This is a genomic window from Lysinibacillus capsici, from assembly GCF_003367505.1.
Classification (GTDB): domain Bacteria; phylum Bacillota; class Bacilli; order Bacillales_A; family Planococcaceae; genus Lysinibacillus; species Lysinibacillus capsici.
In genome coordinates this window covers 78623-103744 of sequence record NZ_PXXX01000007.1, presented here as the reverse complement: position 1 = coordinate 103744, position 25122 = coordinate 78623, and the positions used below count along the sequence as shown (strand labels likewise).

Annotated in this window: 28 protein-coding genes; all 28 read left to right on the top strand. The window is 37.3% G+C overall.

Annotated elements, in window-relative coordinates; all coding sequences use genetic code 11:
* Positions 1-9: 9 nt before the first annotated feature.
* The 28 genes from C7B89_RS03810 (at position 10) to dxr (ending at position 25093) form a co-directional block, all read left to right on the top strand.
* Positions 10-372: a response regulator gene (locus C7B89_RS03810; RefSeq protein WP_004269288.1), complete on the top strand. Its 363-nt coding sequence runs from the start codon at positions 10-12 to the stop codon at positions 370-372.
* A 4-nt stretch (positions 373-376) separates the two neighbouring features.
* Entirely contained in the window at positions 377-1060 is a 684-nt protein-coding gene (locus C7B89_RS03805; RefSeq protein ID WP_054550519.1) for a flagellar biosynthetic protein FliO, read from the top strand.
* Positions 1057-1722: a flagellar type III secretion system pore protein FliP gene (gene fliP, locus C7B89_RS03800; RefSeq protein WP_048391597.1), complete on the top strand. Its 666-nt coding sequence runs from the start codon at positions 1057-1059 to the stop codon at positions 1720-1722. The genes C7B89_RS03805 and fliP overlap by 4 nt, the downstream gene beginning before the upstream one ends.
* 13 nt (positions 1723-1735) lie before the next feature.
* Positions 1736-2005 (top strand): flagellar biosynthesis protein FliQ, encoded by a 270-nt coding sequence (gene fliQ, locus C7B89_RS03795; protein WP_004269285.1) that lies wholly within the window; start codon positions 1736-1738, stop codon positions 2003-2005.
* A gap of 4 nt (positions 2006-2009) precedes the next feature.
* Positions 2010-2783, top strand: a complete 774-nt coding sequence (gene fliR, locus C7B89_RS03790; RefSeq protein WP_048391595.1) for a flagellar biosynthetic protein FliR — start codon at positions 2010-2012, stop codon at positions 2781-2783.
* Between the two features lies 1 nt (position 2784).
* A complete protein-coding gene (gene flhB, locus C7B89_RS03785) occupies positions 2785-3873 on the top strand; it encodes a flagellar biosynthesis protein FlhB (RefSeq protein WP_048391594.1) in 1089 nt (362 codons plus the stop codon).
* A gap of 23 nt (positions 3874-3896) precedes the next feature.
* On the top strand, positions 3897-5930 hold the full coding sequence (flhA, locus tag C7B89_RS03780; RefSeq protein WP_115673190.1) for a flagellar biosynthesis protein FlhA: 2034 nt from the start codon (positions 3897-3899) through the stop codon (positions 5928-5930).
* On the top strand, positions 5927-7123 hold the full coding sequence (flhF, locus tag C7B89_RS03775) for a flagellar biosynthesis GTPase FlhF (protein WP_115673189.1): 1197 nt from the start codon (positions 5927-5929) through the stop codon (positions 7121-7123). The genes flhA and flhF overlap by 4 nt, the downstream gene beginning before the upstream one ends.
* Positions 7120-7995, top strand: a complete 876-nt coding sequence (locus C7B89_RS03770; RefSeq protein ID WP_115673188.1) for a MinD/ParA family protein — start codon at positions 7120-7122, stop codon at positions 7993-7995. The genes flhF and C7B89_RS03770 overlap by 4 nt, the downstream gene beginning before the upstream one ends.
* Positions 7996-9150, top strand: a complete 1155-nt coding sequence (locus C7B89_RS03765) for a protein-glutamate methylesterase/protein-glutamine glutaminase (RefSeq protein WP_103117586.1) — start codon at positions 7996-7998, stop codon at positions 9148-9150.
* A gap of 15 nt (positions 9151-9165) precedes the next feature.
* A complete protein-coding gene (locus C7B89_RS03760; RefSeq protein ID WP_048391586.1) occupies positions 9166-11238 on the top strand; it encodes a chemotaxis protein CheA in 2073 nt (690 codons plus the stop codon).
* Between the two features lie 27 nt (positions 11239-11265).
* On the top strand, positions 11266-11712 hold the full coding sequence (locus tag C7B89_RS03755; protein WP_004269272.1) for a chemotaxis protein CheW: 447 nt from the start codon (positions 11266-11268) through the stop codon (positions 11710-11712).
* A 9-nt stretch (positions 11713-11721) separates the two neighbouring features.
* On the top strand, positions 11722-12354 hold the full coding sequence (locus C7B89_RS03750) for a chemotaxis protein CheC (protein ID WP_004269270.1): 633 nt from the start codon (positions 11722-11724) through the stop codon (positions 12352-12354).
* A 1-nt stretch (position 12355) separates the two neighbouring features.
* A complete protein-coding gene (locus C7B89_RS03745) occupies positions 12356-12859 on the top strand; it encodes a chemotaxis protein CheD (RefSeq protein WP_004269269.1) in 504 nt (167 codons plus the stop codon).
* Positions 12859-13230, top strand: a complete 372-nt coding sequence (locus C7B89_RS03740; RefSeq protein WP_054550522.1) for a hypothetical protein — start codon at positions 12859-12861, stop codon at positions 13228-13230. The genes C7B89_RS03745 and C7B89_RS03740 overlap by 1 nt, the downstream gene beginning before the upstream one ends.
* A gap of 371 nt (positions 13231-13601) precedes the next feature.
* The gene (locus tag C7B89_RS03735; RefSeq protein ID WP_115673187.1) at positions 13602-14003 is read left to right on the top strand and encodes a nucleoside deaminase; all 402 of its coding nucleotides are present in this window, start codon (positions 13602-13604) and stop codon (positions 14001-14003) included.
* A gap of 22 nt (positions 14004-14025) precedes the next feature.
* The gene (locus C7B89_RS03730; RefSeq protein WP_115673186.1) at positions 14026-15249 is read left to right on the top strand and encodes an amidohydrolase; all 1224 of its coding nucleotides are present in this window, start codon (positions 14026-14028) and stop codon (positions 15247-15249) included.
* Between the two features lie 28 nt (positions 15250-15277).
* Positions 15278-16498, top strand: coding sequence for an amidohydrolase (locus C7B89_RS03725; RefSeq protein ID WP_115673185.1), 1221 nt, complete (start codon positions 15278-15280; stop codon positions 16496-16498).
* Between the two features lie 437 nt (positions 16499-16935).
* On the top strand, positions 16936-17706 hold the full coding sequence (locus C7B89_RS03720) for a FliA/WhiG family RNA polymerase sigma factor (protein ID WP_036080567.1): 771 nt from the start codon (positions 16936-16938) through the stop codon (positions 17704-17706).
* Positions 17707-17729: 23 nt separating this feature from the next.
* The gene (locus C7B89_RS03715; protein WP_048391575.1) at positions 17730-18032 is read left to right on the top strand and encodes a hypothetical protein; all 303 of its coding nucleotides are present in this window, start codon (positions 17730-17732) and stop codon (positions 18030-18032) included.
* 9 nt (positions 18033-18041) lie between these two features.
* Complete coding sequence (locus C7B89_RS03710) at positions 18042-18620, top strand: hypothetical protein (RefSeq protein WP_115673184.1); 579 nt, start codon at positions 18042-18044, stop codon at positions 18618-18620.
* Between the two features lie 156 nt (positions 18621-18776).
* The gene (gene rpsB / locus C7B89_RS03705) at positions 18777-19496 is read left to right on the top strand and encodes a 30S ribosomal protein S2 (protein ID WP_004269262.1); all 720 of its coding nucleotides are present in this window, start codon (positions 18777-18779) and stop codon (positions 19494-19496) included.
* 101 nt (positions 19497-19597) lie between these two features.
* A complete protein-coding gene (tsf, locus tag C7B89_RS03700; protein WP_016994555.1) occupies positions 19598-20485 on the top strand; it encodes a translation elongation factor Ts in 888 nt (295 codons plus the stop codon).
* A gap of 216 nt (positions 20486-20701) precedes the next feature.
* Positions 20702-21427 (top strand): UMP kinase, encoded by a 726-nt coding sequence (gene pyrH / locus C7B89_RS03695; protein WP_004269260.1) that lies wholly within the window; start codon positions 20702-20704, stop codon positions 21425-21427.
* Complete coding sequence (frr, locus tag C7B89_RS03690; protein ID WP_004269259.1) at positions 21427-21984, top strand: ribosome recycling factor; 558 nt, start codon at positions 21427-21429, stop codon at positions 21982-21984. The genes pyrH and frr overlap by 1 nt, the downstream gene beginning before the upstream one ends.
* A 309-nt stretch (positions 21985-22293) precedes the next feature.
* A complete protein-coding gene (locus C7B89_RS03685; RefSeq protein ID WP_004269258.1) occupies positions 22294-23088 on the top strand; it encodes an isoprenyl transferase in 795 nt (264 codons plus the stop codon).
* On the top strand, positions 23085-23885 hold the full coding sequence (locus C7B89_RS03680; RefSeq protein WP_115673183.1) for a phosphatidate cytidylyltransferase: 801 nt from the start codon (positions 23085-23087) through the stop codon (positions 23883-23885). The genes C7B89_RS03685 and C7B89_RS03680 overlap by 4 nt, the downstream gene beginning before the upstream one ends.
* A 62-nt stretch (positions 23886-23947) precedes the next feature.
* Positions 23948-25093 (top strand): 1-deoxy-D-xylulose-5-phosphate reductoisomerase, encoded by a 1146-nt coding sequence (dxr, locus tag C7B89_RS03675; RefSeq protein ID WP_004269256.1) that lies wholly within the window; start codon positions 23948-23950, stop codon positions 25091-25093.
* Positions 25094-25122 lie beyond the last annotated feature (29 nt).

Below are 25122 nucleotides of genomic sequence, written 5' to 3'. Positions count from 1 at the left end.
GAGTTAACCATGTCTAAAAGAATTTTGATTGTAGACGACGCTGCATTTATGCGCATGATGATCAAGGATATTTTATCAAAAAATGGATTTGAAGTTGTTGGAGAGGCAGCAGATGGTTTACAAGCTGTCGAAAAGTACAATGAACTAAAACCAGATTTAGTAACAATGGATATCACAATGCCAGAGATGGACGGTATTGCAGCTCTTAAAGCAATTAAGGGAACAGATCCAAGTGCAACTGTAATCATGTGTTCAGCAATGGGGCAACAAGCAATGGTAATCGATGCGATTCAAGCTGGTGCGAAAGACTTTATCGTAAAACCTTTCCAAGCAGATCGTGTAATTGAAGCGATTCAAAAAGCGCTAGGATGATTGCATGAAAATGTTAAAATCATTTTGTTTAACGATGATTTTCGCATTTCTTGTATCCTTCCTGTTTTTGTACCCGACACCGACTTCTGTCTATGCAGACGCTGATACAAATAGTGTCACGGATTGCATTAAAGACCCAGAAGCTTGTAATGGAGATACGACTGATCCAGCTGCTAAACAAGAAACAACTGTAACAGCAGCTGGAGATATATCTGCATGGGAATACATAAAAATGGTTTTGGCGCTTATTTTTGTTGTAGCTTTATTTTATGGATTGATGAAGTTTTTAAATAAACGAAATTTAAACTTCCAACGTAATCAAATGGTACAAAATTTAGGCGGTTTATCGTTAGGTGCACAAAAGTCAGTTCAGCTTTTACAGGTAGGTAAAACATTGTATTTAGTTGGGGTCGGAGAAGACGTTCAACTTTTACGAGAAATTACAGATCCTGAAGAAGTTGAAGCTCTTTTAGCCCTATATAACGAAAGACAAGAATTTGCAGCAACATCACCGTATATTGCAGAAGTATTTTCTAAGTTTAAGAGAAAAGATAGCGCGAAGGTGCAAAATGAGCAGCAAAAGCAGGATTCATTTGGCAATCTATTCGAAAAAAAGCTATCAGAAATAAAACAGGAGCGTAGTGATGAGATAGAGAGATGGAAGCAGAAGGAGAAGGATGGTAAATGAATGATTTAATCAATATTTTTTCCAACAGCGATCCAACGAATGTCTCTACATCTGTAAAGCTCTTACTGTTACTAACAGTTTTATCACTTGCACCAAGTATTTTAATTTTAATGACATCCTTTGCTCGTATAGTCATAGTCTTATCATTTGTGCGTACAGCATTGGCAACACAGCAAATGCCACCAAATCAAGTGATCATTGGGCTGGCACTATTTTTAACATTTTTTATCATGGCACCAACCTTTCAAGAGGTCAATAAAGAGGCATTACAACCATTGTTTGCTGAAGAAATTGGTATAGAAGAAGCCTATGACCGTGCTAGTGTGCCATTTAAAGAGTTTATGAGTAAGCATACTAGGCAAAAAGATCTTGATTTATTTTTAACATATAATCAAGCAGAAAAACCAGCATCAGTGGAGGAAATCCCACTGACTATGCTTGTACCTGCCTTTGCTTTAAGCGAAATTAAAACAGCATTTCAAATTGGTTTTATGATTTTTATTCCATTCCTAGTGATCGATATGATTGTTGCAAGTACATTAATGTCGATGGGGATGATGATGTTACCGCCAGTAATGATTTCATTGCCATTTAAAATATTATTATTTGTACTGGTTGATGGCTGGTATCTCGTTATGAAATCGTTACTACAAAGTTTTTAGGGGATGATACAGTATGACAGGTGAGTTGGTTATTTCCATTGCAGAGCGTGCTATAATGATTATCCTTCTAACAAGCGGTCCGCTACTATTAGTTGCTTTAATCTCGGGTTTAGCGGTAAGTATCTTTCAAGCCACAACTTCGATACAAGAGCAAACGTTAGCATTTGTACCAAAAATTATTGCTGTCTTAGTGGCCATCGTATTCTTTGGCCCTTGGATGCTATCTCAAGTTACAAGCTATGCGAGAGACATATTCGAGAATTTAACGCGTTATATAGGGTGAGTACATGAATGAATTAATTCCGCATTTAACGGTTTTCTTATTAGTACTTGTACGTGTCTCAGCCTTTTTTGCTACGGTTCCTTTTTTTTCCTATAGAACCATTCCACCTCAAGTCAAAATTACTCTCGCACTGGTTTTAGCTTGGATGATGTACTATACAATTGATGTTGAGCCATTTGCATTCAATGATGATTACATATTATTAGTGGTGAAAGAAGCACTAGTTGGACTATTACTCGGTCTAATGGGCTATATCATCATGTCCGCAATTCAAATTGCAGGAAGCTTTATCGATTTTCAAATGGGTTTTGCCATTGCTAATATAATTGACCCGCAAACAGGTGCTCAAAGTCCATTAATCGGTCAGTTTTTTAATATGCTAGCACTGCTTTTATTGTTAGCGATTGATGGCCATCATATGATTCTTAATGGAATCTACTACAGCTATCAATTTTTCCCGATGGATCAATTCCCTAGTTTTATGAATGAAAACTTTCCTCAATTTATTATCACAACTTTCACAGCAGTTTTTGCCATAGCATTCCAGATGGCTGCTCCTGTTGTAGCGACCTTATTCTTGGTCGATTTAGCTTTAGGGATCACTGCAAAAACAGTACCGCAATTAAACATATTTGTTGTCGGTTTTCCTATTAAAATTGGTGTTAGTTTTTTAGTGTTATTTACAATGATGGCCGTTATGATTCAAGTTATTCAAAAGCTTATTACGATTATGATTTATGGGATGCGTGATTTAATGGCCATTTTAGGTGGTGGATAATATGAGACTACTACTGAATTTAGAGCTACAATTTTTTGCGGGTGAAAAAACAGAAAAGGCAACCCCTAAGAAACGACAGGATGCTCGGAAAAAAGGGCAAGTTGTCAAGAGTCAAGATATTTCTAGCGCCATTGTAATGTTAATGGTATTTATCTTTTTGTTTTTCTTTGCAGGCTCTTTGCGTGACGAGCTATTAGCTTTTTTCAGGCAAACCTTTATTCATAACATACGCATCGAATCACTGACTATTGATAGTGTGATGCACCTATTTACAGAAACTTTGATTCAAATGGCTTTTATCATTGTGCCCATTATGGCAATTGCATTTGTCGGAGCACTTGCAGGTAACTTTTTGCAATTTGGTTTTCTTTTTACGTTAGAGCCAATGAAGTTTGATTTGAAAAAGATGGACCCTATTAAAGGGTTAAAAAAGATATTTTCTGTCAAAGCCATTGTGGAGTTAATAAAGTCTGTTTTAAAGATTGGTTTTATCGGAAGTGTTACAACAATTATTATTTGGTCAAACTTACCAGAAGTTTTGGCGTTATCGTTTAAAAGTCCATGGATGACTCTCATTACGGTAGGGAAGCTTGTTGGTATTATGGGTATAGCAGCTTCTTTAGTATTACTTTGTGTATCCGTTTTAGACTGGATGTATCAAAAACATGAGTATGAAAAAAATCTTAAAATGTCTAAGCAAGATATTAAAGATGAATATAAAAATAGTGAGGGTGACCCCCTAATCAAATCAAAAATCAAACAACGCCAACGTGAGATGGCGATGAGACGTATGATGTCAGAGGTTCCGAGTGCGGATGTAGTTATTACCAATCCTACTCACTATGCAATTGCCCTCAAATATAATGAGGACAGTATGGATGCTCCTCGTGTTATTGCGAAGGGGACAGACTTTATTGCTCAAAAAATTAAACTGATCGCCAAAGAACATGATGTAATAATGGTTGAAAATCGACCTTTAGCACGAGCTATGTATGACCAGGTAGAAATAGGCGATCAGGTACCAGAAGAATTTTTCAAAGCAGTAGCAGAGATACTCGCTTATGTTTACCGTATTAAGCGAAAAATTTAAGGCTTTTTGTAGGAGGGACACAAATGAAAGTTCGCGATATTGGGGTTTTAGGTGCGGTTATTTTAATCGTTGCGATGCTCATCATCCCTCTTCCTCCGTGGATGTTAAGTTTTTTAATTGTCATTAATATTACATTAGGATTAATTGTACTGCTCACAGCAATGAGTATGAAAGAAGCATTGGATTTTTCCATTTTTCCTTCGGTAATTTTACTATTAACTTTGTTCCGATTAGGACTAAGTGTTTCCACTACTCGTGCCATCTTAGCAAATGGAGATGCAGGTTCGGTCGTTGAAACTTTTGGTGATTTCGTAGTTGGAGGAAATATACTTGTTGGTTTAGTCGTCTTCTTAATTTTAGTGTTAATTCAGTTTATTGTAATTACAAAAGGTGCAGAACGAGTAGCAGAAGTAGCGGCACGTTTCACACTTGATGCGATGCCAGGTAAACAAATGAGTATTGATGCTGACTTAAATGCGGGGATTATTTCCGAAAAAGAAGCGCGCGAGCGACGTGAAAAAGTTGCAGGGGAAGCGGACTTTTACGGTGCAATGGATGGTGCCACGAAATTTGTAAAAGGGGATGCCATCGCTTCAATGGTAATGGTTATTATCAATCTATTATTTGGTATCATCATTGGCGTTGTACAAATGGGGCTTCCATTTGCAGAAGCAGCAACACATTTTTCGAAACTAACAGTTGGGGACGGTATTGTATCCCAAATTCCTGCCTTGCTTATTTCGACTGCTACAGGAATTGTCGTAACACGAGCCTCTTCTAAAGGTAGTCTTGGTCAAGACATTACAGGCCAATTATTTGCTCAAGCTAAGCTGCTTTATGTAGCAGGAGGTACCATTGTATTACTAGGGCTATTTACGCCAATACCAAACTGGGTAACGCTGCCAATAGGTCTTTCATTAATTGCGGGAGCTTATATGATGGAACGTAAGAAGCCAGAGGATGAAGAAGAATTACAGGAGATTGAAGAAGAAGTGGCTACTGACGGCATGAAGAGCCCTGAGAATGTTGTGAATTTATTAAATGTGGACCCAATTGAATTCGAATTTGGTTATGGATTAATTCCCTTAGTAGATGCCGCTCAAGGTGGAGATTTATTAGACCGTGTTATCATGATTCGTCGACAGCTTGCCTTGGAGTTAGGTATCGTGATCCCAGTAGTCCGTATTCGAGACAATATTCAGCTTCAACCAAATGAATATCGAATTAAAATAAAGGGGAACGAAATGGCACGAGGCGAACTTTTACTAGATCATTATTTAGCGATGAGCCCTGGAGACGATGATTCTATTGAGGGTATTGATACTGTCGAGCCATCATTTGGATTACTAGCTAAATGGATTACAGAGCAAGTAAAAGAGGATGCGGAAATGTATGGTTATACAGTTGTGGACCCACCAAGTGTGGTGTCAACACATTTAACTGAAATAATTCGAGCAAATGCTCATGAGTTATTAGGCCGTCAAGAGACAAAGCAGTTAATCGATCACTTACGCGAATCCCATCCAATTTTAGTAGAAGAATTAACACCTGCACCTTTATCTACTGGAGAAATCCAAAAGGTACTGGGTAAGCTTCTTCGGGAGAATGTATCAGTGCGTAACTTACCTATTATTTTTGAGACACTTGCAGACTATGCAAAATTAACGAGTGATACAGATATCTTAGCTGAATATGTGCGTCAAGCATTAGCTCGTCAAATTACAGCGCAATATGTTGGGGATAGTTCAGTATTAAAGGTGATTACGGTTTCAGGTAAAGTAGAAAAAATGATTGCTGATAGTATCCAACAAACGGATCACGGTAATTATTTAGCTATGGACCCACAAGATTCTCAAACAGTATTAGAAACTATTGCAGCGGAAGTAGAGCGTGTTTCGTTTATGGAGCAATCAGCTATTATATTATGCTCGCCAGCCGTTCGGATGTATTTACGACAACTAACGGAGCGTTATTTCCCACAAATTCCGGTTCTATCTTATAATGAATTGGATGCTTCGGTTGAAATTCAAAGTGTTGGGGTGGTGAATGTTCAATGAAAATGAAAAAGTATTATGCATCATCCATACCAGAGGCGATGAAGCAAGTGCGAGCAGAATTAGGTGAGGACGCAGTCATTTTAAATTCAAAAGTCGTCATCACAAAGAAATTTTTTGGCATGATAAAAAAGAAAAGTTTTGAAGTGGTTGCGGGTATTGATGCAATGGAGCCCCAGCAGGTGGCTTCAGTTCCAACACCAGCTGTACTGCCTGTAGTAAAAAAAGAGAATGCAAGGTTACAAGAGATTACAAATGCTATTCAAGCAAAAATGCATCAGGAACCACCCCTTGATGTAGCAGCAGTACATGAGGACGCTAGCATGTCAGAAGAATTGAGAAAAGAAATTGCTGATTTAAAATCATTAATGCAATCGATGCATAAAAAGACTACCCAAGCTCAATATCCCGATGAACTCTTACCCTTCATTGAATACTTAAGACAGCAAGAGCTAAGTGAAGAGCTCATCACAACGATAGGTGATGAGCTTTTTATGCATTTTAAAGAAGCATCCGAAATAAATTTTTCACAATGTAAATTGATAGCAAAAAATTTATTACGTAAGAAGCTAGAAGTACTTCCAGTCGGAGGATTATCCTACGAAAGAAAATATATAAACATTTTAGGGCCAACAGGGGTTGGTAAGACTACAACTATTGCTAAAATGGCTGCTAGAGCTGTGTTAGAAAAAAAGAAAAAGATTGGCTTTATTACGACAGATACTTATCGGATTGCGGCAATAGAGCAGCTTAAAACATATGCTGGTCTTTTACAAGCTCCTGTAGAAATTGCTTACAATGCAACAGATTTTGAACAAGCAATCCAGAGATTATCACATTTAGATTTGGTTTTTATTGATACAGCTGGTCGAAATTATAAAGAAGTCAAGTATGTTGATGATCTCCAACGCCTTATAAAATTCGATGATCATGCAGAATCTTATTTAGTGCTTGCAATGACAACGAAAGAAAGGGATATGGAGAATATTGTAGATCAATTTAAACAATTACCAATTCAAAAATTTATTTTTACAAAAATTGATGAAACAAATTCTATTGGCACAATGATCAATTTAATGATTAAATATAATAAAGGACTTGCTTACTATACGAATGGTCAAGAAGTACCAGAAGATATTGAAGAAGCTGATTTAGAAGCAGTACTTAATTTGTTTTTTCAAGGTGAAGAAAAATGAGAGACCAAGCTGAAGCATTACGCTTAAAAATGATGAAACAGCAAGGCGAACTAGGTAGAGCGATTGCAGTTGTAAGTGGCAAAGGTGGAGTAGGTAAAAGTAACTTCACAATGAACTTTGCCATGACTTTAGCCCAAAAGGGAAAAAGAGTTGTCATTGTAGACATGGATATTGGGATGGGGAATATCCATATCTTAATTGGGAAAAATGCTTCTTATAGTTTAAAAGATTACTTAGAAGGAAATAAGCAACTAGATGAGGTAATATTTGAAGGGCCTTACGATTTAAGGTATATTTCAGGTGGGTCAGGTATGACGAGTGTGCTTGATTGGTCTCATAGTATGTTTGAACGACTTATTCAAGCATTTGAAGAACTTCAAAAAAACTATGATTATATTTTATTTGATATGGGCGCTGGTGCTACTAATTGGTCGTTAGATTTACTCACATCTATTGATGAAATTATCGTCATTTCAACAGCGGAACCTACTTCTATTACAGATGCGTACTCCATGATGAAATATATTCATGTTCGAGATCCAGATAAGCAGTTTTATATTCTCTGTAACCGCGCTTTCAGTAAAGAAGAAGGAATAGAAACGAATGAACGTTTACAGTTAACAATGAAACGTTTTTTAGACAAAGAAACGATCATTCTTGGTTCATTACCTGAAGACCCTGTTGTGCGTAAGGCAGTGCGCGAGCAAGTGCCATTCTCACTTGCTTATCCAGACGCATTAATATCAAAGACATTGCAACTTATAGTCGTTCGTTTTATGGAGCAACGTGCGGGGGAAATACATGCACATGATCAAACAACGAAAAAATTTTTAACGAAACTTAGAAGTATTTTCTCGAAAGGGCGTGATTAATTGGACTTTTTGCATAAAAGCAAGCTTTTAGTTGTGGATGATTCTGCTTTTATGAGAAAGCTAATTAGTGACTTTTTTGTTGGCAACTCGAAGGTGGAAGTAGTTGGAACAGCTCGAAATGGAAAAGATGCGATCAAAAAGATACAATCGTTGAAGCCAAACGTTGTGACAATGGATATTGAGATGCCTGAAATGAATGGGCTCGATGCTTTAAAAGAAATTATGATACAATGTCCAGTTCCTGTAGTAATGCTCTCAAGTACCACTCAACGTGGGACAGAAAATGCAATTGCTGCAATTGAGGGCGGGGCAGTAGATTTTGTTGCCAAGCCGAGCGGGACCATCTCCCTTGATTTACATAAAATTCAAAATGAACTTGTGCACAAAGTGGAACAAGCTGCAACGGTGCCAATTTCCAAATTGAAAAAACCTTCTGGTAGTAAACGACAACAAGAACAAGTGACAAGGGTGAGTACCGTAATAAAGGAACCACAACAGCATGGACGAACAAATACGTCTATTAATGTTGTTTCTACTAAGGTAGCCGTAACTAAACCAATGGTAGAATGGAGTAAAATAGGAAAGAAGATTGTGTTAATTGGCACATCAACAGGAGGACCTCGCGCACTTCAGGAGGTTGTTACTAAAATTCCTAAGTCTATTCAAGCTCCCATATTAATTGTACAGCATATGCCTGCTGGATTTACTAAATCGCTTGCTAACCGACTTGATCAGCTAAGTGAAATTTCTGTTAAAGAAGCTGAACAGGGCGATATTTTGCAAAATGGAGTAGCTTATATTGCACCAGGTGGATATCATTTAAAACTTAGAAAAGTAGGGACAACTTTTGGCATTGTTCTTGATAATCAAGAAGCACCAAGATCTGGCCATCGACCTTCTGTAGATGTAATGTTCGAAGATGTTAGTCAATATAAAGATTTTGATAAAGTAGCAGTGATTATGACAGGTATGGGTCATGATGGCTCTAATGGTCTAAAAGCATTAAAAAATACTGGCAATGTCATTGCTATTGCAGAATCAGCTGAAACTTGCATTGTATATGGTATGCCAAAAGCAGCAGTAGAAACGCAACTTGTTGATGAAGTTGCAGATGTAGATGATATTGCACAAACAATAATGAAATATTTGCCTTAAAAGGGGTGTCCTCTTATGGAAGTCAATCAATATTTAGAGATGTTTATTGAAGAAAGTAAAGAGCATTTACAAGCGTGTAGTGAACATTTATTAGAATTAGAAAAAAATCCAGACGATTTGGCAATTGTTGGGGAAATATTCCGCTCTGCACACACATTAAAAGGTATGTCTGCCACAATGGGCTTCGAAGATTTAGCAGATTTAACCCATAAAATGGAGAATGTTTTAGATGCCATCCGTAACGAGAAGATTCATGTTACACCTGAAATTTTAGATGTCGTATTTGAATCTGTTGATCATTTAGAAGAAATGGTAATGGATATTGCTAACGGTGGAGATGGTAAGCGTGATGTTTCCTCAACTGTCGCACAACTAAAGCGTATAGAACTAGGTGAGGAAGTAATACCAGAGGTGGTAGCAACGGTTGCTGCACCGGTTGTTGAAAGTGTATTAGAATATGATTCGTTTGAACAAACAGTCATTACACAATCGGCTGAACAAGGCTTTAATGCTTTTGAAATTTCAGTAACATTACGTGAGGATTGCCTTCTTAAGGCAGCACGTGTATTTATGGTGTTTGAGATTTTAGAAAAAGATGGGGATGTCATTAAATCAAGTCCATCTGTTGAAAAGCTAGAAGATGAGCAGTTTGATCAACAATTTTATGTAGCCTTTGTCACAAAAACAACAGCTGAGGATATGCAGAAAAAGCTAATGAAAGTTTCTGAAGTTGATGAGGTTATTGTGACTACAATTGACCAAAGGAAATTTAGTGAAAAAGTATTTGAAGCGCACCAAGAAGTAGCAGCAACTGCAACAGCAGTGGCTGAGGTAGCCGCAATACCAACAAATACGCCTGCTGCTAAAGCCGAGCCTGTTGCAAAACCTGCTAAAGAAGCTACACCTTCCAAGGCTGACAAAAATCATGCACCTGTAGGTAATAAAACAATTCGTGTAAATATTGAACGTCTAGATATTTTAATGAACTTGTTTGAAGAGCTTGTCATTGATCGTGGTCGATTGCAATCTATCTCTACTGAAGTAAATCATGGAGAACTAAATGAAACAGTAGAGCGTATGAGTCGTGTGATGGGTGATTTGCAAACTATTATTTTAACAATGCGAATGGTACCTGTAGAAACAGTTTTCAATCGTTTCCCGAAAATGATTCGTCAACTATCACGTGATTTAAATAAGAAAATCAACCTTGAAATTATTGGTGCTGAAACCGAACTAGATCGTACAGTAATTGATGAAATTGGAGATCCGCTTGTTCACTTGATTCGTAATTCTGTGGATCATGGCATTGAGAATCCAACTGCTCGTCGTGCAAAAGGCAAGCCTGAAGAAGGAACGGTCGTATTGCGTGCCTATCATAGCGGAAATTACGTCTTTATTGAAATTGAAGACGATGGCGCGGGCATAAATCGAGAAAAAGTATTAGCGAAAGCTATTTCAAAAGGTATTGTTACACAAGAACAATCCTATTCAATGTCTGATAAACAAATTAATGAGCTTATTCTAGCTTCAGGCTTCTCCACTGCAGATGTTATTTCAGATGTATCTGGTCGTGGAGTAGGTTTAGATGTTGTAAAAACAACGATTGAATCACTAGGTGGCAATATTTCAATTGAATCAACACAGGATGTTGGATCCATCTTCTCGATTCAATTACCACTGACATTATCAATTATTTCAGTTATGCTTGTGGAGATTGAAAAGGAAATTTATGCAATTCCACTATCTTCTATTATTGAAACATCTATTATCCGTTCATCAGAGATTATGAATGCGCATAATCAAAAAGTAATCGACTTCCGTGGCAAAGTTGTTCCGTTGGTATTCTTAGAGGAAATCTTTGAGGTACCTCGTCAAGAGCATCAAGATGAAGAATTCCACTCAGTAGTGATCGTCCGTAAAGGTGAAAAACTTGCTGGTTTAGTGGTGGATTCATTCATTGGCCAACAAGAAATTGTCTTGAAGTCTTTAGGAAATTACTTAACAAATATCTTTGCCATTTCAGGAGCAACAATCTTAGGCAATGGTAAAGTAGCCTTAATTGTAGATTGCAACGCACTAATTAAATAAGGTGAATGAATAAGAGAGGTGTAAAGTATGACAAATGCAGTGGAGCAAGAAAGTATTAAAGTAATAGTTTTTCAGTTAGCAGATAAAGAATATGCAATTCCAGTGTCCCATGTTCAAGGAATTGAGAAATTAATGCATATTACTCGTGTACCGAAAACAGCGAAATACGTAAAAGGTGTAATCAATCTACGAGGTGTTGTCACACCAATTGTGGATTTACGTGAACGTTTTGAATTACCTATTTCTGAACATGAAGAAACAACACGCATTATTATTATTTCATTAGAAGATATGGAAGTAGGCTTTGTAGTGGATTCCGCTAACGACGTTATCGATATTCCAGCAAGTGCTATTGAACCGCAACCAGAAGTCGTTGGCTCACTTGAAGAAGAATTTATTTCAGGCGTTGCTAAAGTAGAGAAGCGATTATTAATCTTATTACATTTAGAAAAAGTATTAAATCCACTAAAGTAGGGATCGATAATGACATTTAATCAAAAAATTACATCACTACATTTAGATGTATTAAAGGAGATTGGAAACATCGGTGCTGCGCATGCCGCGACAGCACTTTCCAATTTACTTGGGAAAAAAATTGATATGCGTGTTCCAAAGGTAGAGATGGTGTCCTTTAACGATATGATGGAGTTGGCTGGCGGATCAGAAAACGTAGTTGTTGGCATTTACCTTCGTATTGAAGGTGATGCAGAGGGAAGTATGTTCTTTATATTACCTATCGAACAAGCAAACCGCTTTATACGTCGGCTTATTTTCGATGACTCTTTTGACTTTAAAAAACGACCTGTTTCAGAGTTAGGTTTATCAGCTATGCAAGAAATGGGTAATATTTTATCAGGCTCCTATTTATCTGCCTTATCGGATTTTACTAATTTAAAAATTTATCCAACTGTGCCAGGTCTAAGTGTTGATATGTTTGGAGCTATAATAAGCATTGGTTTAATAGAATTATCTCATGTCAGTGATAATGTTATTGTGATAAATACATCCATTTTTGAAGAAGGTGTGGAAGACCATGAAACGGTGAGGGGCCATTTCTTCCTACTACCAGATCCTGACTCGTTTGATGCCATTTTTAAAGCATTAGGGGTTTCGTGATATGTTAACCAATAGTAGTGGACAAGTGATTAAAGTGGGAATTGCACAAATGGATGTAGTAAAGCTACCTAACACGATTCGAACTTCTGGTCTTGGTTCATGTGTTGGTGTTATTTTGTATGATGAGTCAAAAAAAATTGCTGGTTTAATCCATGTGATGTTACCAGATTCAAGTTTAGGAAGAGCTGAGTCAATCAATGTCGCGAAATTTGCAGATTCAGGGATTGCTGCAATGATTGATTTACTAAAGTTAGAAGGCGTTCAAAAATTTAAACTCAAGGCAAAAATTGCAGGGGGTGCGCAGATGTTCCAATTTACTTCCGACAAAGATACAATGCGTATTGGTCCCCGCAATGTAGAAGCTGTCAAAAATGAATTAAAGAGGCAGGGCATCCCTTTAGTGGCCGAGGATACTGGTGGAAATAGTGGTAGAACGATTGAATTTAATCCTGCAACGTCGATATTACATATCCGAACAGTTAACCAGGGAGTGAGTGAAATCTAATGTTTGGTTCTATATTTTACAATCTATGGGGAGCATTAATTGCCTTTTCTATTTATTTTTTTAGTACATTTCAAAAACCATTTACGCCTCTGCGAATCCTGATTGGCTCTTTTATTGTAGCAATCATCGCATTTTTTGTAATGTTTATTGTACGTTTTCTAATTGCTTACATCTTGTTTACACCAGAGGAAGATGAGGAAGCGGTTGAAGTCGATATAGAAGAAAAGGAACTTGAATCAATAGAAGGCGTAAAACAAGAAGTGCCAATAGCTAATTCCACGGTTGAATTTCAAGATGAAAATTCCGAGGAAATTGCACAAGTAGTAAGAACGATGATGAATCGAGAAGAAGATCAACAAGTAAATGCGTAAAAGTAAGAGTCGTGACTAACGACTCTTTTTTATTTTGGCTTTGGAGTTTGTAGTATACGAAAAACTTAAGTGAAATTAATTATTTTTATATTATTCATATATATAGTCCTCATGTTAGCATATTTATACAAAGGAAATAGCTTTAAATCTAAAAACTCCAAAATATAAAAATGTAGCTTGTCCGGGGAATTTATCAACTGAAAAGATATTGATTATGGCACCATTTACTGGTCTTGTAAGAGAAACACCTCAGACGGCAGTGCTTAGTTTTTCACAGGAGGATGTATTGGCAGTAGCATATATCCAATAAATGGTCCATTTCAATATATAAAAAGAAAAGAGAATTTCGCTTTTTCTAGGAGGGGAACGACATGAAATCTCATGACTTTATGAAACAAGCACTTGAGTTAGCTAAAGAAAATGAAAGAACAAAACATGGTGCTCCTTTTGGTGCAATTGTAGTTAAAAATGGACAGATTATTGGCTCTGGTGTAAATGAGGTTTCAATCACCAATGATTTGACGAATCATGCAGAGATTCAAGCAATCCGTCAAGCTTGTCACGCACTGAAAACGACCAATTTAGAAGGTTGTGAAATGTATGCAAGTACAGAACCTTGTCCTATGTGTTTGAGTGCCATTTACTATTCTAAAATTTCTACAGTTTATTATTTTAATGCTAATAATCCTAGTCAAGATTATATCTATCATGAACTTTCTTTACCCCATCAGGAGAGGGCCATTCAAATGGTTCATCTAGCTATCAATCTTTAATAAATTTCGGGAGGTTCAATCAATGATACCAACAGCGTATTGGCTAACAAATGTACGATTAGAAACAGGATATCATTACGATAATGGGGTCGTTATAGGAACAAAAACTGCTCTTTTTAATGTACAAGTAGAAAGTGGTGAAATAAACCAAATTCTTAGCGTAGATCAGCCTTTAAAAACTGATTTGCCTAAGCGAGATGCACATGGTTACTTAATGCTCCCTTCTTTTAGAGATATGCATATTCATATAGATAAAACCTATTTTGGTGGACCATGGAAGGCTCCTTCGATTCCCACAGAAGGTCTTATTACAAGATTAAAAGAAGAAGAGATTCTACTGCCAAGCTTATTGCCTGTTGCAGAGGAACGAGCAAAAAAGTTACTAGATTTGCTCATACATGCAGGATCAACACATATTCGTACGCATTGTAATATTGATCCATTTATTGGGTTGAAAAATTTAGAAGCAGTCTTAAGAGCTAAAGAGGCTTACAAAGATAAAGTTGATATAGAGGTTGTCGCTTTCCCACAACATGGCCTCTTACGTAGTAAATCCATTTCTTTAGTAAGAGAAGCTTTGCGAAGTGGAGCGTCTCTAGTAGGCGGTGTAGACCCTGCATCGATTGATGAAAATATAGAAAAATCCTTACAAACGGTGATGGAATTAGCGGTTGAAGCTGATGCAAATGTTGACTTGCATATCCATGATCCTGGTCATCTTGGTATTTTTACCTTTAAACGATTAGCTGCATTAACGGAGGAAGCGGGTTGGCATGGCCGAGTGACAATTAGTCATGCCATGGCCTTAGCCGATGTTTCAACTAATGAAGCAAGTGAAGTGGCAGCGTTACTAGCTCATCACGGTATTGACATTACTTCGTCTGTTCCATTGGATCATACCATTCCTATTCCGTTATTAGATCAAAAAGGTGTTCAAATCTCTTTGGGTGAAGATAGTATTACAGATCACTGGTCCCCGTTTGGTATAGGTGACAGCCTAGAAAAACTAGGCACGCTAGCTGAACGCTTTGGCTTAAGTGATGAACGTTCACTTAGTCAAAGTCTAAAGTATATTGCTGGCGGCATAACACCTTTAAACAAGGATGGACAGCCCCAATGGCCGAAAATTGGAGATATGGCGAATGTCGTGTTTGTAGATGCAACTTGCTCAGCAGAAGCAGTTGCAAGAAGAGCAAGAAGAGTGGCGGTGCTCTTTACAGGGAAAATAGTTGCGGGTGAGCTTTAATTTTTGAAGAAGAAAGGATAAATCTGAAATGAATTCTACTTTTTGGTTAACAAATGTACGTCTTGAAACAGATTATCACTTTGAAAACGACACGATTACTAAAACGAACTCGGCTTGTTCTCATCTATTCATTAAAGATGGGAAAATTGGAGAAATAGTTTCTGCTGATAGCCTATTAGATGATGATTATCCAAAAAAAGATATGAAACAGCTATTAGCACTACCTTCATTTATAGAAAAACATTGTCATTTGGATAAAACTCTGTTGAGCGACAAATGGCGGGCAGTTACACCAGTGAATAATATTTTTGAACGTTGTGAAATTGAAAAAGAGGTACTTCCAACCTTACATACAACTACGCAACAACGCGCTGAGAAACTACTTAGTCGTTATGTCCAGTTTGGAGTTACACATGTACGTACGCATGTGGATTTATATCCTGAGGTAGGGTTGAAAAATTTAGAAGAGGTTCAAAAAGCTTTACAAAATTTTGAAGGAAAGTTGTCTTATGAAATCGTTGCCTTTCCTCAACATGGTCTATTACGAACAAAGGCAACCAATTTAATAAGGGAGGCTCTACGTTTTGGGGTAGGATTTGTAGGAGGTGTCGATCCAGCTACTGTGGATGGAGATATTGAGGCTTCCTTACAACAAATGGTGGAACTCGCTGTTGAAGGAAACGCAGGGATTGACTTGCATTTGCATGACCCAGATCAATTGGGTACTTTTACAATGAAGAGATTAGCCAAATTAACAAAGGAAGCTGGTTTACAAGGCAAAGTAGCCATTAGCCATGCCTTTGGGCTAGGAGATGTTTCACACTCTGAGGCAGAAGAAATGGCAGACATCTTACGTGATGCAGGTATTACGATTGTAACGAGTGTCCCTCTGCGTAGAAAGTTTCCACCTGTTGGTTTATTACACAGTAAAGGAGTACCCGTTGCAATTGGGTGTGACAATATCTTTGATGTTTGGTCCCCATTTGGTAACGGAGATTTATTAGAACGAGCTGGTCGTTTGGCAAAAAGCTCAGGTTGGGAAGATGAACGCTCATTAGCCCAAACCCTTCAATTTATTACAGGGGGAAAAACCTCACTCAATCAAGCAGGTGAGCAAACATGGCCAAAAGTGGGAGATAGTGCAAATATGGTGTTTGTGGAGGCTTCTTGCTCTGCTGAAGCAATTGCTCGAAGATCTCTACGTAAGGCAACTATATTCAATGGAAACTTTGTCTTTAGTTCGATTTAAAGCATAATTTATTGATAAAGAGTGGTTTTTTTATATTGGGTATTATTGCTCTTTTGTTTAATTTGTTCTTTGCTCTACAGTAGTGCTAAAACTAAATCAAAAGAATTCAGTAGCTTCTTAGTAAAAGCTTAATCATATCCAACTGTATCCAAGTGTCATTACACAATGAGGATACAGTTTTTCTATGTCTTTCAAAAACAAAGGAATATATTAGAGACTAAGAGAAACAAATGAAATTATAGTCGATTCTTGTTATAATATAGGAAAGATGGCAACTGCTTATCGGGCTTTAACGATTCAGGCTCACGGCTAGATTAGCTTAAATGTGGATTTTTATAAAAAACAACTAAGAAATCCTGTTGAATGATAAATTTTAAGAGCGCAAGTAGTCGTTAGTAAACAGGCGTGAAAAAGCGTTTTTTAGAGAGGTGGATTTCATGACACAACCAATTCTGAACGATGAGCAAAAACTGTGGAATCGCTGGATACATGAGCGTGATCCCGATGCTGGTGATTTACTTATAAAAAAATACATTTCTTTAGTATCTTATCATGTCCAACGTATTGGTGCAGGTCTGCCCAAAAGCGTATCACGAGACGATTTAACGAGCTTAGGGATGGTAGGACTTTTTGATGCATTAAATAAATTTGACATTAACAGAGATTTAAAATTTGATACATATGCTTCGTTTAGAGTAAGAGGAGCCATCATCGATGGTTTACGAAAAGAAGACTGGTTACCACGGTCAGCGCGTGAAAAAGCCAAAAAATTAGATGCACAAATTGAACAACTAGAACAAAAATATATGCGTCATGTAACACCTGAGGAACTTGCGGAGCATATGGAAGTATCTGTTGAAGATGTTTATCAAACTGTGCAAGAGCATTTTTTTTCAAATGTTCTTTCTATTAATGAACAACAGGACCAAGAAGAAACAGATGGCAAGTCATTTGTCATACGAGACGATACAACAAAAACACCTGAGCAAGCTATCATTAAATCAGAATTGTTAGATGATCTTGCGGAAAATATTCAGAAACTCAATGAAAAAGAACAGCTTGTCCTTAGTTTATTTTACACGGAGGAGTTAACCTTGACAGAAATTGGTGAAATGCTTGAACTATCAACCTCTCGTATTTCACAAATTCATTCAAAAGCGCTATTAAAGCTACGAAAGCTATTATCTAGTGAAATGATTAATGCGTAAATATCCTTGAGGGAGAGATTCCAATGAGTTTAAAAGGTGTCGAGTTACAGATTGCTATTCCAAAAACATTTGAAGCAGGAAAAATGGTTGATCAGGCACAGCAGCAAGTATTGGCTCAACAAGCACATGCAAATGAAGCATTAAAAAAAGAAGTAGAGCGCAAACAAAAAATTGTCAACACATCAGAAGGTATGGATGAAATTAGTGAGGATGAAGATGCAGGTGGTGAGTATTTAACAGGGATTCATAAAAAGAAAAAAAAGGATCAACAAGAAAAACAGGCACAACATCCGTTTAAAGGGAATTTCGTGGATTTTAGTGGATAGGAGTTTACAATGACAACCATTCTAATAGCGGTGCTATTCTTTTTACAGCTAATTTCATTTTACTTTCTTATCATTTTAAATACAAAGTTAGCAAAGTTTAAAGATTTGGAAAAGAAGCAAGAACGTTTAATGAGAGAAATGGACGACACCATTAGTGTGTATTTAGCTGAAATGAAAGATGAAAATGACCGTCTTATTAAAGAGCTACAAAGTGTCTCACAGTCGGAAATAGCTGCTAGTAGCTTGCAGCAAACGGAACAATATATGACACCTCAGGAGCAGCCAACTTTGCCTGTAGTACACGAGGTGAAAAGTGATAGTTCTCTATCTTTAGAGAAAGATGCACGTATCTATGTACCTAAAAATATTGTCGCAAATGCTTATTCACGTCAGCAACATACAAGCTCGAAAATGGTGAAAACAGCTCCACCTCTAAAAGTGGAGGAGCAAAAAGAAGCTGAAAAATTGCTGACAGTGGAACAACAGGCTCTAGAATTAGCAAAACAGGGAAAATCACCAGAGGAAATAGCTAAACAACTGCAAAAGGGTAAAACAGAAATCGAGCTTTTACTGAAATTCCATCACTAAATTGTTGCGAATCGTTCAAAGCTATGATATAGTTGCAAATGGTGTTATTACTACACACGCATTTTGATGCAGTAAGTGGTGCTCTAAGATTAGGGTAGCTTGTTGTAGATGATAAATGCGGAGGATAAAAACCAAACATATTAGGAGGAAATTCACATGTCAGTAATTTCTATGAAACAATTACTTGAAGCTGGTGTACATTTCGGTCACCAAACTCGTCGTTGGAACCCAAAAATGAAGAAATATATCTTCGTTGAACGTAACGGGATCTACATCATCGACTTACAAAAAACTGTAAAAAAATTAGAGGAAGCTTATGACTTCATGCGTCAAGTTGGTCAAGACGGTGGTAAAGTTCTTTTCGTTGGTACGAAAAAACAAGCACAAGAAGCGATCAAAGATGAAGCTGAACGTTCAGGCAACTACTACATCAACCAACGTTGGTTAGGTGGTACTCTTACAAACTTCGGTACAATTCAAAAACGTGTTGCACGTATGAAACAAATCGAAAAAATGGAAGAAGAAGGAACTTTCGAAGTTCTTCCTAAAAAAGAAGTAATCCAACTTAAAAAAGAACACGAACGTCTAATCAAATTCTTAGGCGGTATCCGTGATATGCACGATCTTCCAGACGTAATGTTCGTGGTTGACCCACGTAAAGAACGTATTGCGGTTGCAGAAGCTCGTAAATTAAACATCCCTCTAGTAGGTATTGTTGATACTAACTGTGATCCAGATGAAATCGACTACGTAATCCCTGCTAATGATGATGCTATTCGCGCTGTTAAACTTTTAACTGCTAAAATGGCTGACGCTTTAATCGAGTCAAAACAAGGTGAAGAAGAAGCTCCAGCTGTAGAAGCTGCTGCTGAGTAATTCACGTTTACAAAAAGGTGATAAGTGGCTCAAAACCCTTATCACCTTTTTTAGAACCTATCATTAAATTATGTTCAACCAATTTGAGGAGGAAACACTAAATGGCAAACATTACTGCACAATTAGTAAAAGAATTACGTGAAAAAACTGGCGCTGGTATGATGGATTGTAAAAAAGCGTTAGTACAAACTGATGGCGACTTAGAAGCAGCTATCGACTTCCTACGTGAAAAAGGTCTTTCTTCAGCTGCTAAAAAAGCTGACCGCATCGCTGCAGAAGGTACAACTTATATTTTAGAACAAGGTAACGAAGCAATCATCCTTGAAGTAAATGCTGAAACTGACTTTGTTGCGAAAAACGACAAATTCCAAGTATTAGTTGCATCTTTAGCTGAGCAATTACTTGCTGCTAAACCTGCATCAGTTGAAGCTGCTTTAGAGCTTGCAAATGCTGAAGGCGTAAAAATTGTAGATCAAATCTCAACTGCTATTGCAACAATTGGAGAAAAAATTACACTTCGTCGTTTCGAAATTAAAACAAAATCTGATGCAGATGCATTCGGTTCATACTTACACATGGGTGGCCGTATCGGTGTATTAGTAACTTTAGAAGGCTCTACTGATGCAGCAGCTGCTAAAGATGTTGCTATGCACATTGCAGCAATCAACCCAACTTATGTTTCTCGTGATGAAGTTTCTGCTGAAGAAGTTGAACGTGAGCGTAAAGTATTAACTGAACAAGCTCTTAACGAAGGTAAACCAGAAAACATCGTTGCAAAAATGGTTGAAGGCCGTCTTGGTAAATACTTCGAAGATGTTTGCTTACTTGACCAAACTTTCGTTAAAAACTCAGATCAAAAAGTACGTGATTTTGTAGCTTCAACTGGTGGTTCTGTAAACGGCTTTGTACGTTACGCTGTTGGTGAAGGTATCGAAAAACGTGAAGATAACTTTGCAGAAGAAGTAATGAGCCAAGTTAAAGGTAACTAATTTAGCTTGCATTTGATTCTAATCAAATAATATCTAGATTATCTAGACAAAAAAATGGGGAACACAACATAGCGTGTTCCCTATTTTTCCGAAGTGAATGAAAAAATGAAGATAATTTTCTATTCTGCCTTATTCACAACTAGCAATTATTGTTAGATATACTATAATGGAAAAGGGAATAGGGATGTTTTAAATAAAGTCTTACGGAGGTTTACAATGAGTGTACCGCAATATAAACGAGTAGTTATTAAACTAAGTGGTGAAGCGTTAGCTGGAGAAGCGGGCTTCGGTTTATCACCAAAAATAATCAAGTCTGTTGCAGAAGAAGTAAAAGAAGTAGTAGATCTTGATGTAGAAGTTGCTGTTGTTGTAGGTGGCGGTAATATATGGCGTGGGAAAATAGGTAGTGAAATGGGAATGGATCGTGCTGCTGCGGACTACATGGGCATGCTGGCAACCGTAATGAACTCCCTAGCTTTACAAGATGCACTTGAAAAATTAGGCATTGAAACACGTGTTCAATCTTCTATTGTGATGACTCAAGTAGCGGAGCCATACATTCGTCGTAAAGCAGTTAGACATCTTGAGAAAAAGCGTGTCGTTATCTTTGCAGCAGGGACAGGTAATCCGTTCTTCTCTACTGATACGACTGCCGCATTACGAGCAGCAGAAATTGATGCTGATGCAATTTTAATGGCTAAAAACAATGTCGATGGCGTTTATTCAGCGGATCCTAAAGTGGATGAGACAGCCATTAAATATGATACACTCACATACTTAGACGTTATCCAACAAGGCTTACAAGTAATGGATTCAACGGCTTCAACTTTATGTATGGATAACGATATCCCGCTAATTGTTTTCTCAATTACGGAGCCGGGTAACATTAAACGTGCTGTACAAGGCGAAAAAATCGGAACAGTTGTTAGGAGGAATGTATAATGGCTAAACAAGTTTTAGAACAAGCTAAAGAAAAAATGAACAAAACAATCGCAGCTTTCTCACGCGAACTAGCATCTATTCGTGCAGGTCGTGCGAATGCATCTCTATTAGATCGTATTTCGGTTGATTACTATGGAGCAGCAACACCAATTAACCAACTTGCGGGTGTTTCTATACCTGAAGCTCGTTTATTAGTAATTACACCTTACGATAAATCTATTTTAGGTGATATTGAAAAAGCAATTATGAAATCAGATATTGGTATCACACCAACAAATGATGGTTCTGTCATTCGTCTTATGATTCCTGCTTTAACAGAAGAGCGTCGTAAGGATCTAGTAAAACAAGTGAAAAAAGAAGCGGAAGATGCAAAAATTGCTGTACGTAATGTTCGTCGTGATGCAAATGATGATTTGAAAAAACTTGAAAAAGCTGGCGAAATCACAGAAGACGATCTACGTGGCTATGGAGAAGATATTCAAAAGTTAACAGATGAATTCATTGTGAAAGTAGATCAAGTAGCGAAAGATAAAGAAAAAGAAATTTTAGAGGTGTAAATAAACCTTTTACACGTCTATGATGGAACTTTTTGATGAGATGAAGGCGTCCTATACTTAACAGGACGTCTTTTCTCTTTATTATTCATAGCCAAATTGCTTACTCAAATAGAGAGCATGTATGAATGTGAAAAGGTCATTAATGATACAATCATCATTATTTAACAAACTCATTCTTTAATATGTGTATAGTTCTAAAATAAGCTAGTACATACATAGTCAATTTAGAGGGAAAAAAAAGACAAAAGGCGCTTTTGTTTGTTATGATAGGTTAGTATACGTCCGATTAGTTGTAGTGGGGGAGTTAGCATGTTTAAAAAGCTATTAGGTAAACAAATAAATATGGATACACTATCATTGGAGGAGCGTGTGGCCCTAGCTAAAAGCGAGCCGATTCCTGCCCATGTAGCGATTATTATGGACGGAAATGGACGTTGGGCGAAGAAAAGAGCTATGCCACGTGTGGCTGGTCATCATGAAGGAATGAAGACGGTGCGTAAGGTGACGAGATTTGCATCAGACTTGGGTATTAAAGTCTTAACTGTCTATGCATTTTCCACTGAAAATTGGAAGAGACCAAAACCTGAGGTAGATTTTCTTATGCGGCTACCTGTTGAGTTTTTAGGTTCCTTTTTACCAGAAATGATGGAGCGTAATGTACGTGTCGAAATGATTGGAGACCCATCTTTATTACCTGCCCATACACAAAAAGCGTTGTATGAGGCAATGGAAGAAACGAAGCATAATACAGGGCTTATTTTAAATTTTGCGCTGAATTATGGTAGTCGTTCTGAAATGGTCAATGCCATGAAAATGATGCTTCAAAAAGTGCAGGACGGTCAATTAACGATGCAAGACATAACAGAAGATTGCTTAACATCTCATTTAATGACGGCCCATTTACCTGAACCAGATCTTTTAATTCGTACAAGTGGTGAAGTGCGATTAAGTAACTTTATGCTATGGCAGCTCGCCTATACAGAATTTTGGTTTACAGATACATTGTGGCCAGATTTTAGTGAGGAAAACTTACTCGAAGCGGTGGAAAACTATCAGAAACGTAATCGCCGTTACGGTGGGTTGAAGGGAGAAGAAACAACTTGAAACAAAGAATTATTACCGCAATAATTGCAGCAGCACTTTTTATCCCATTCGTTATTTATGGAAAAGTACCATTTGCCTTACTTGTGCTAGCAATGGCTATTGTCGGTTTTTACGAAATACTTAAGATGAAAGGGATTTCCATCTTATCTGTGCCTGGCTTCTTAGGACTGATCACTTTAATTTTACTGGTTATCCCGAAAGACTGGAGTGAAAGGGTTGTAGAATTAATAGGCTATTCGTCTAATCTAATGGTAGTCTATGGTCTAATGATGCTACTTCTTATTTACGTGGTTTTAGTAAAAAATAAAATTACTTTTGACGAAGTTGGCTTTATTTTATTAGGCGCATTTTATGTGGGATTAGGATTCCATTATCTAATTGAAACTAGAAATGTTGGATTAGAGTATGTTGTCTATTGCTTATTAGTTGTTTGGACAACGGATTCAGGTGCCTATTTTGTAGGTAGAAAATTAGGGAAAAATAAGTTATGGCCAGAAATTTCACCTAAGAAAACAATCGAAGGCTTTATAGGTGGAATAGTCATTGCTGTTATTTTTGCAGTAGGTATGCAACTCATTTACCCATTCGCAAATGGTTATATATCACTTGTTTTTATAACGATTTTTGCCTCAATTATTGGTCAAATGGGCGATTTGGTAGAATCTGCTATTAAACGTCACTTTGATGTAAAAGATTCAGGCAATATTTTACCAGGGCATGGAGGAATTTTAGATCGCTTTGATAGTCTATTATTTGTCGTGCCTCTACTTCATTTTTTACATTTATTTGGTAATTAATTGTATAGGAAAAGACATTTTGCTAAATCATTTGCTTAGATAGAAAAAGGGGACAATTTGTTGTGAAAAAAATTAGTTTATTAGGTGCAACTGGTTCAATTGGTTGGCAAACCTACGATATCTTAAAAGAACAACGTGATGCTTTTCAATTAGTAGCTTTTTCATCAGGAAAGAACCTAGAGAAAACGCGAGAAATGATTGAAACATTAAAGCCCGAATTAGTTTCTGTGCAATTAGAAGAAGACGCACTAACACTAGCTAAAGAGTTTCCAAATATCCAATTTACGTTTGGAGCAAAAGGACTTGTAGAGGTCGCAACACATCCAGATTCGACTGTACTTGTCAATGCTGTGCTTGGAAGTGTAGGCCTTGAATCAACATTAGCAGCCATTCGTATGGGCAAAACGATTGCTATTGCTAATAAAGAAACGCTTGTAACTGCTGGTCATTTAGTGATGGCAGAGGCCAAAAAATACAAAGTAGCCATCTTGCCTGTAGATAGTGAGCACTCTGCCATCTTCCAATCGATGAATGGTGAGAATCCGAAAAATATCGAACGTTTGATTATTACCGCTTCTGGTGGTAGCTTCCGTGATAAAACACGAGAACAATTAAAACACGTGACGGTCGCAGATGCACTGAATCATCCAAACTGGTCTATGGGTGCAAAGATTACGATAGATTCCGCTACAATGATGAATAAGGGATTAGAAGTCATTGAAGCACATGTTTTATTTGATATGCCTTATGATAAAATAGATGTACTTTTGCATAGAGAAAGTATTATTCACTCTCTAGTTGAGTATCATGATACTAGTGTTATTGCTCAGCTAGGTACACCCGATATGCGTGTGCCAATCCAATATGCTTTAAGCTACCCAGACCGTATACCATTACAAAATGGTCAGCGACTAAATTTAGCGCAAATTGGTCAACTACATTTTCAAGAGATGGACTTTGAGCGATACCCTGCTTTGCGTTTAGCGTATGAGGCTGGTCGTATGGGTGGTACGATTCTGACAGCAATGAATGCAGCAAACGAAGCGGCAGTTGCAGCCTTTTTACAAGGGAAAATCACATTCCTTGAAATTGATGAGACGATTGAACGTGTGATGCAGGCACACCAAAACATTGCAGTACCAGATTTACAAACCATATTACATGTGGATAGTGAGACAAGAAAAATAGTGTTAGACATGGTAAAATAACGAAAGCACTGTATCGTTAACTAATCGCT

Bases quoted from the DNA above. Each gene is read 5' to 3' on its own strand.
- C7B89_RS03750 (WP_004269270.1), top strand. From the start codon at position 11,722: ATGACATTTAATCAAAAAATTACATCACTACATTTAGATGTATTAAAG.
- C7B89_RS03770 (WP_115673188.1), top strand. From the start codon at position 7,120: ATGAGAGACCAAGCTGAAGCATTACGCTTAAAAATGATGAAACAGCAA.
- C7B89_RS03810 (WP_004269288.1), top strand. From the start codon at position 10: ATGTCTAAAAGAATTTTGATTGTAGACGACGCTGCATTTATGCGCATG.
- flhB (WP_048391594.1), top strand. From the start codon at position 2,785: ATGAGACTACTACTGAATTTAGAGCTACAATTTTTTGCGGGTGAAAAA.
- C7B89_RS03805 (WP_054550519.1), top strand. From the start codon at position 377: ATGAAAATGTTAAAATCATTTTGTTTAACGATGATTTTCGCATTTCTT.
- C7B89_RS03755 (WP_004269272.1), top strand. From the start codon at position 11,266: ATGACAAATGCAGTGGAGCAAGAAAGTATTAAAGTAATAGTTTTTCAG.
- C7B89_RS03715 (WP_048391575.1), top strand. From the start codon at position 17,730: ATGAGTTTAAAAGGTGTCGAGTTACAGATTGCTATTCCAAAAACATTT.
- C7B89_RS03730 (WP_115673186.1), top strand. From the start codon at position 14,026: ATGATACCAACAGCGTATTGGCTAACAAATGTACGATTAGAAACAGGA.
- frr (WP_004269259.1), top strand. From the start codon at position 21,427: ATGGCTAAACAAGTTTTAGAACAAGCTAAAGAAAAAATGAACAAAACA.
- C7B89_RS03685 (WP_004269258.1), top strand. From the start codon at position 22,294: ATGTTTAAAAAGCTATTAGGTAAACAAATAAATATGGATACACTATCA.
- C7B89_RS03725 (WP_115673185.1), top strand. From the start codon at position 15,278: ATGAATTCTACTTTTTGGTTAACAAATGTACGTCTTGAAACAGATTAT.
- C7B89_RS03720 (WP_036080567.1), top strand. From the start codon at position 16,936: ATGACACAACCAATTCTGAACGATGAGCAAAAACTGTGGAATCGCTGG.
- flhF (WP_115673189.1), top strand. From the start codon at position 5,927: ATGAAAATGAAAAAGTATTATGCATCATCCATACCAGAGGCGATGAAG.
- fliQ (WP_004269285.1), top strand. From the start codon at position 1,736: ATGACAGGTGAGTTGGTTATTTCCATTGCAGAGCGTGCTATAATGATT.
- fliP (WP_048391597.1), top strand. From the start codon at position 1,057: ATGAATGATTTAATCAATATTTTTTCCAACAGCGATCCAACGAATGTC.
- C7B89_RS03760 (WP_048391586.1), top strand. From the start codon at position 9,166: ATGGAAGTCAATCAATATTTAGAGATGTTTATTGAAGAAAGTAAAGAG.
- tsf (WP_016994555.1), top strand. From the start codon at position 19,598: ATGGCAAACATTACTGCACAATTAGTAAAAGAATTACGTGAAAAAACT.
- rpsB (WP_004269262.1), top strand. From the start codon at position 18,777: ATGTCAGTAATTTCTATGAAACAATTACTTGAAGCTGGTGTACATTTC.
- C7B89_RS03740 (WP_054550522.1), top strand. From the start codon at position 12,859: ATGTTTGGTTCTATATTTTACAATCTATGGGGAGCATTAATTGCCTTT.
- C7B89_RS03710 (WP_115673184.1), top strand. From the start codon at position 18,042: ATGACAACCATTCTAATAGCGGTGCTATTCTTTTTACAGCTAATTTCA.
- fliR (WP_048391595.1), top strand. From the start codon at position 2,010: ATGAATGAATTAATTCCGCATTTAACGGTTTTCTTATTAGTACTTGTA.
- pyrH (WP_004269260.1), top strand. From the start codon at position 20,702: ATGAGTGTACCGCAATATAAACGAGTAGTTATTAAACTAAGTGGTGAA.
- flhA (WP_115673190.1), top strand. From the start codon at position 3,897: ATGAAAGTTCGCGATATTGGGGTTTTAGGTGCGGTTATTTTAATCGTT.
- C7B89_RS03735 (WP_115673187.1), top strand. From the start codon at position 13,602: ATGAAATCTCATGACTTTATGAAACAAGCACTTGAGTTAGCTAAAGAA.
- C7B89_RS03745 (WP_004269269.1), top strand. From the start codon at position 12,356: ATGTTAACCAATAGTAGTGGACAAGTGATTAAAGTGGGAATTGCACAA.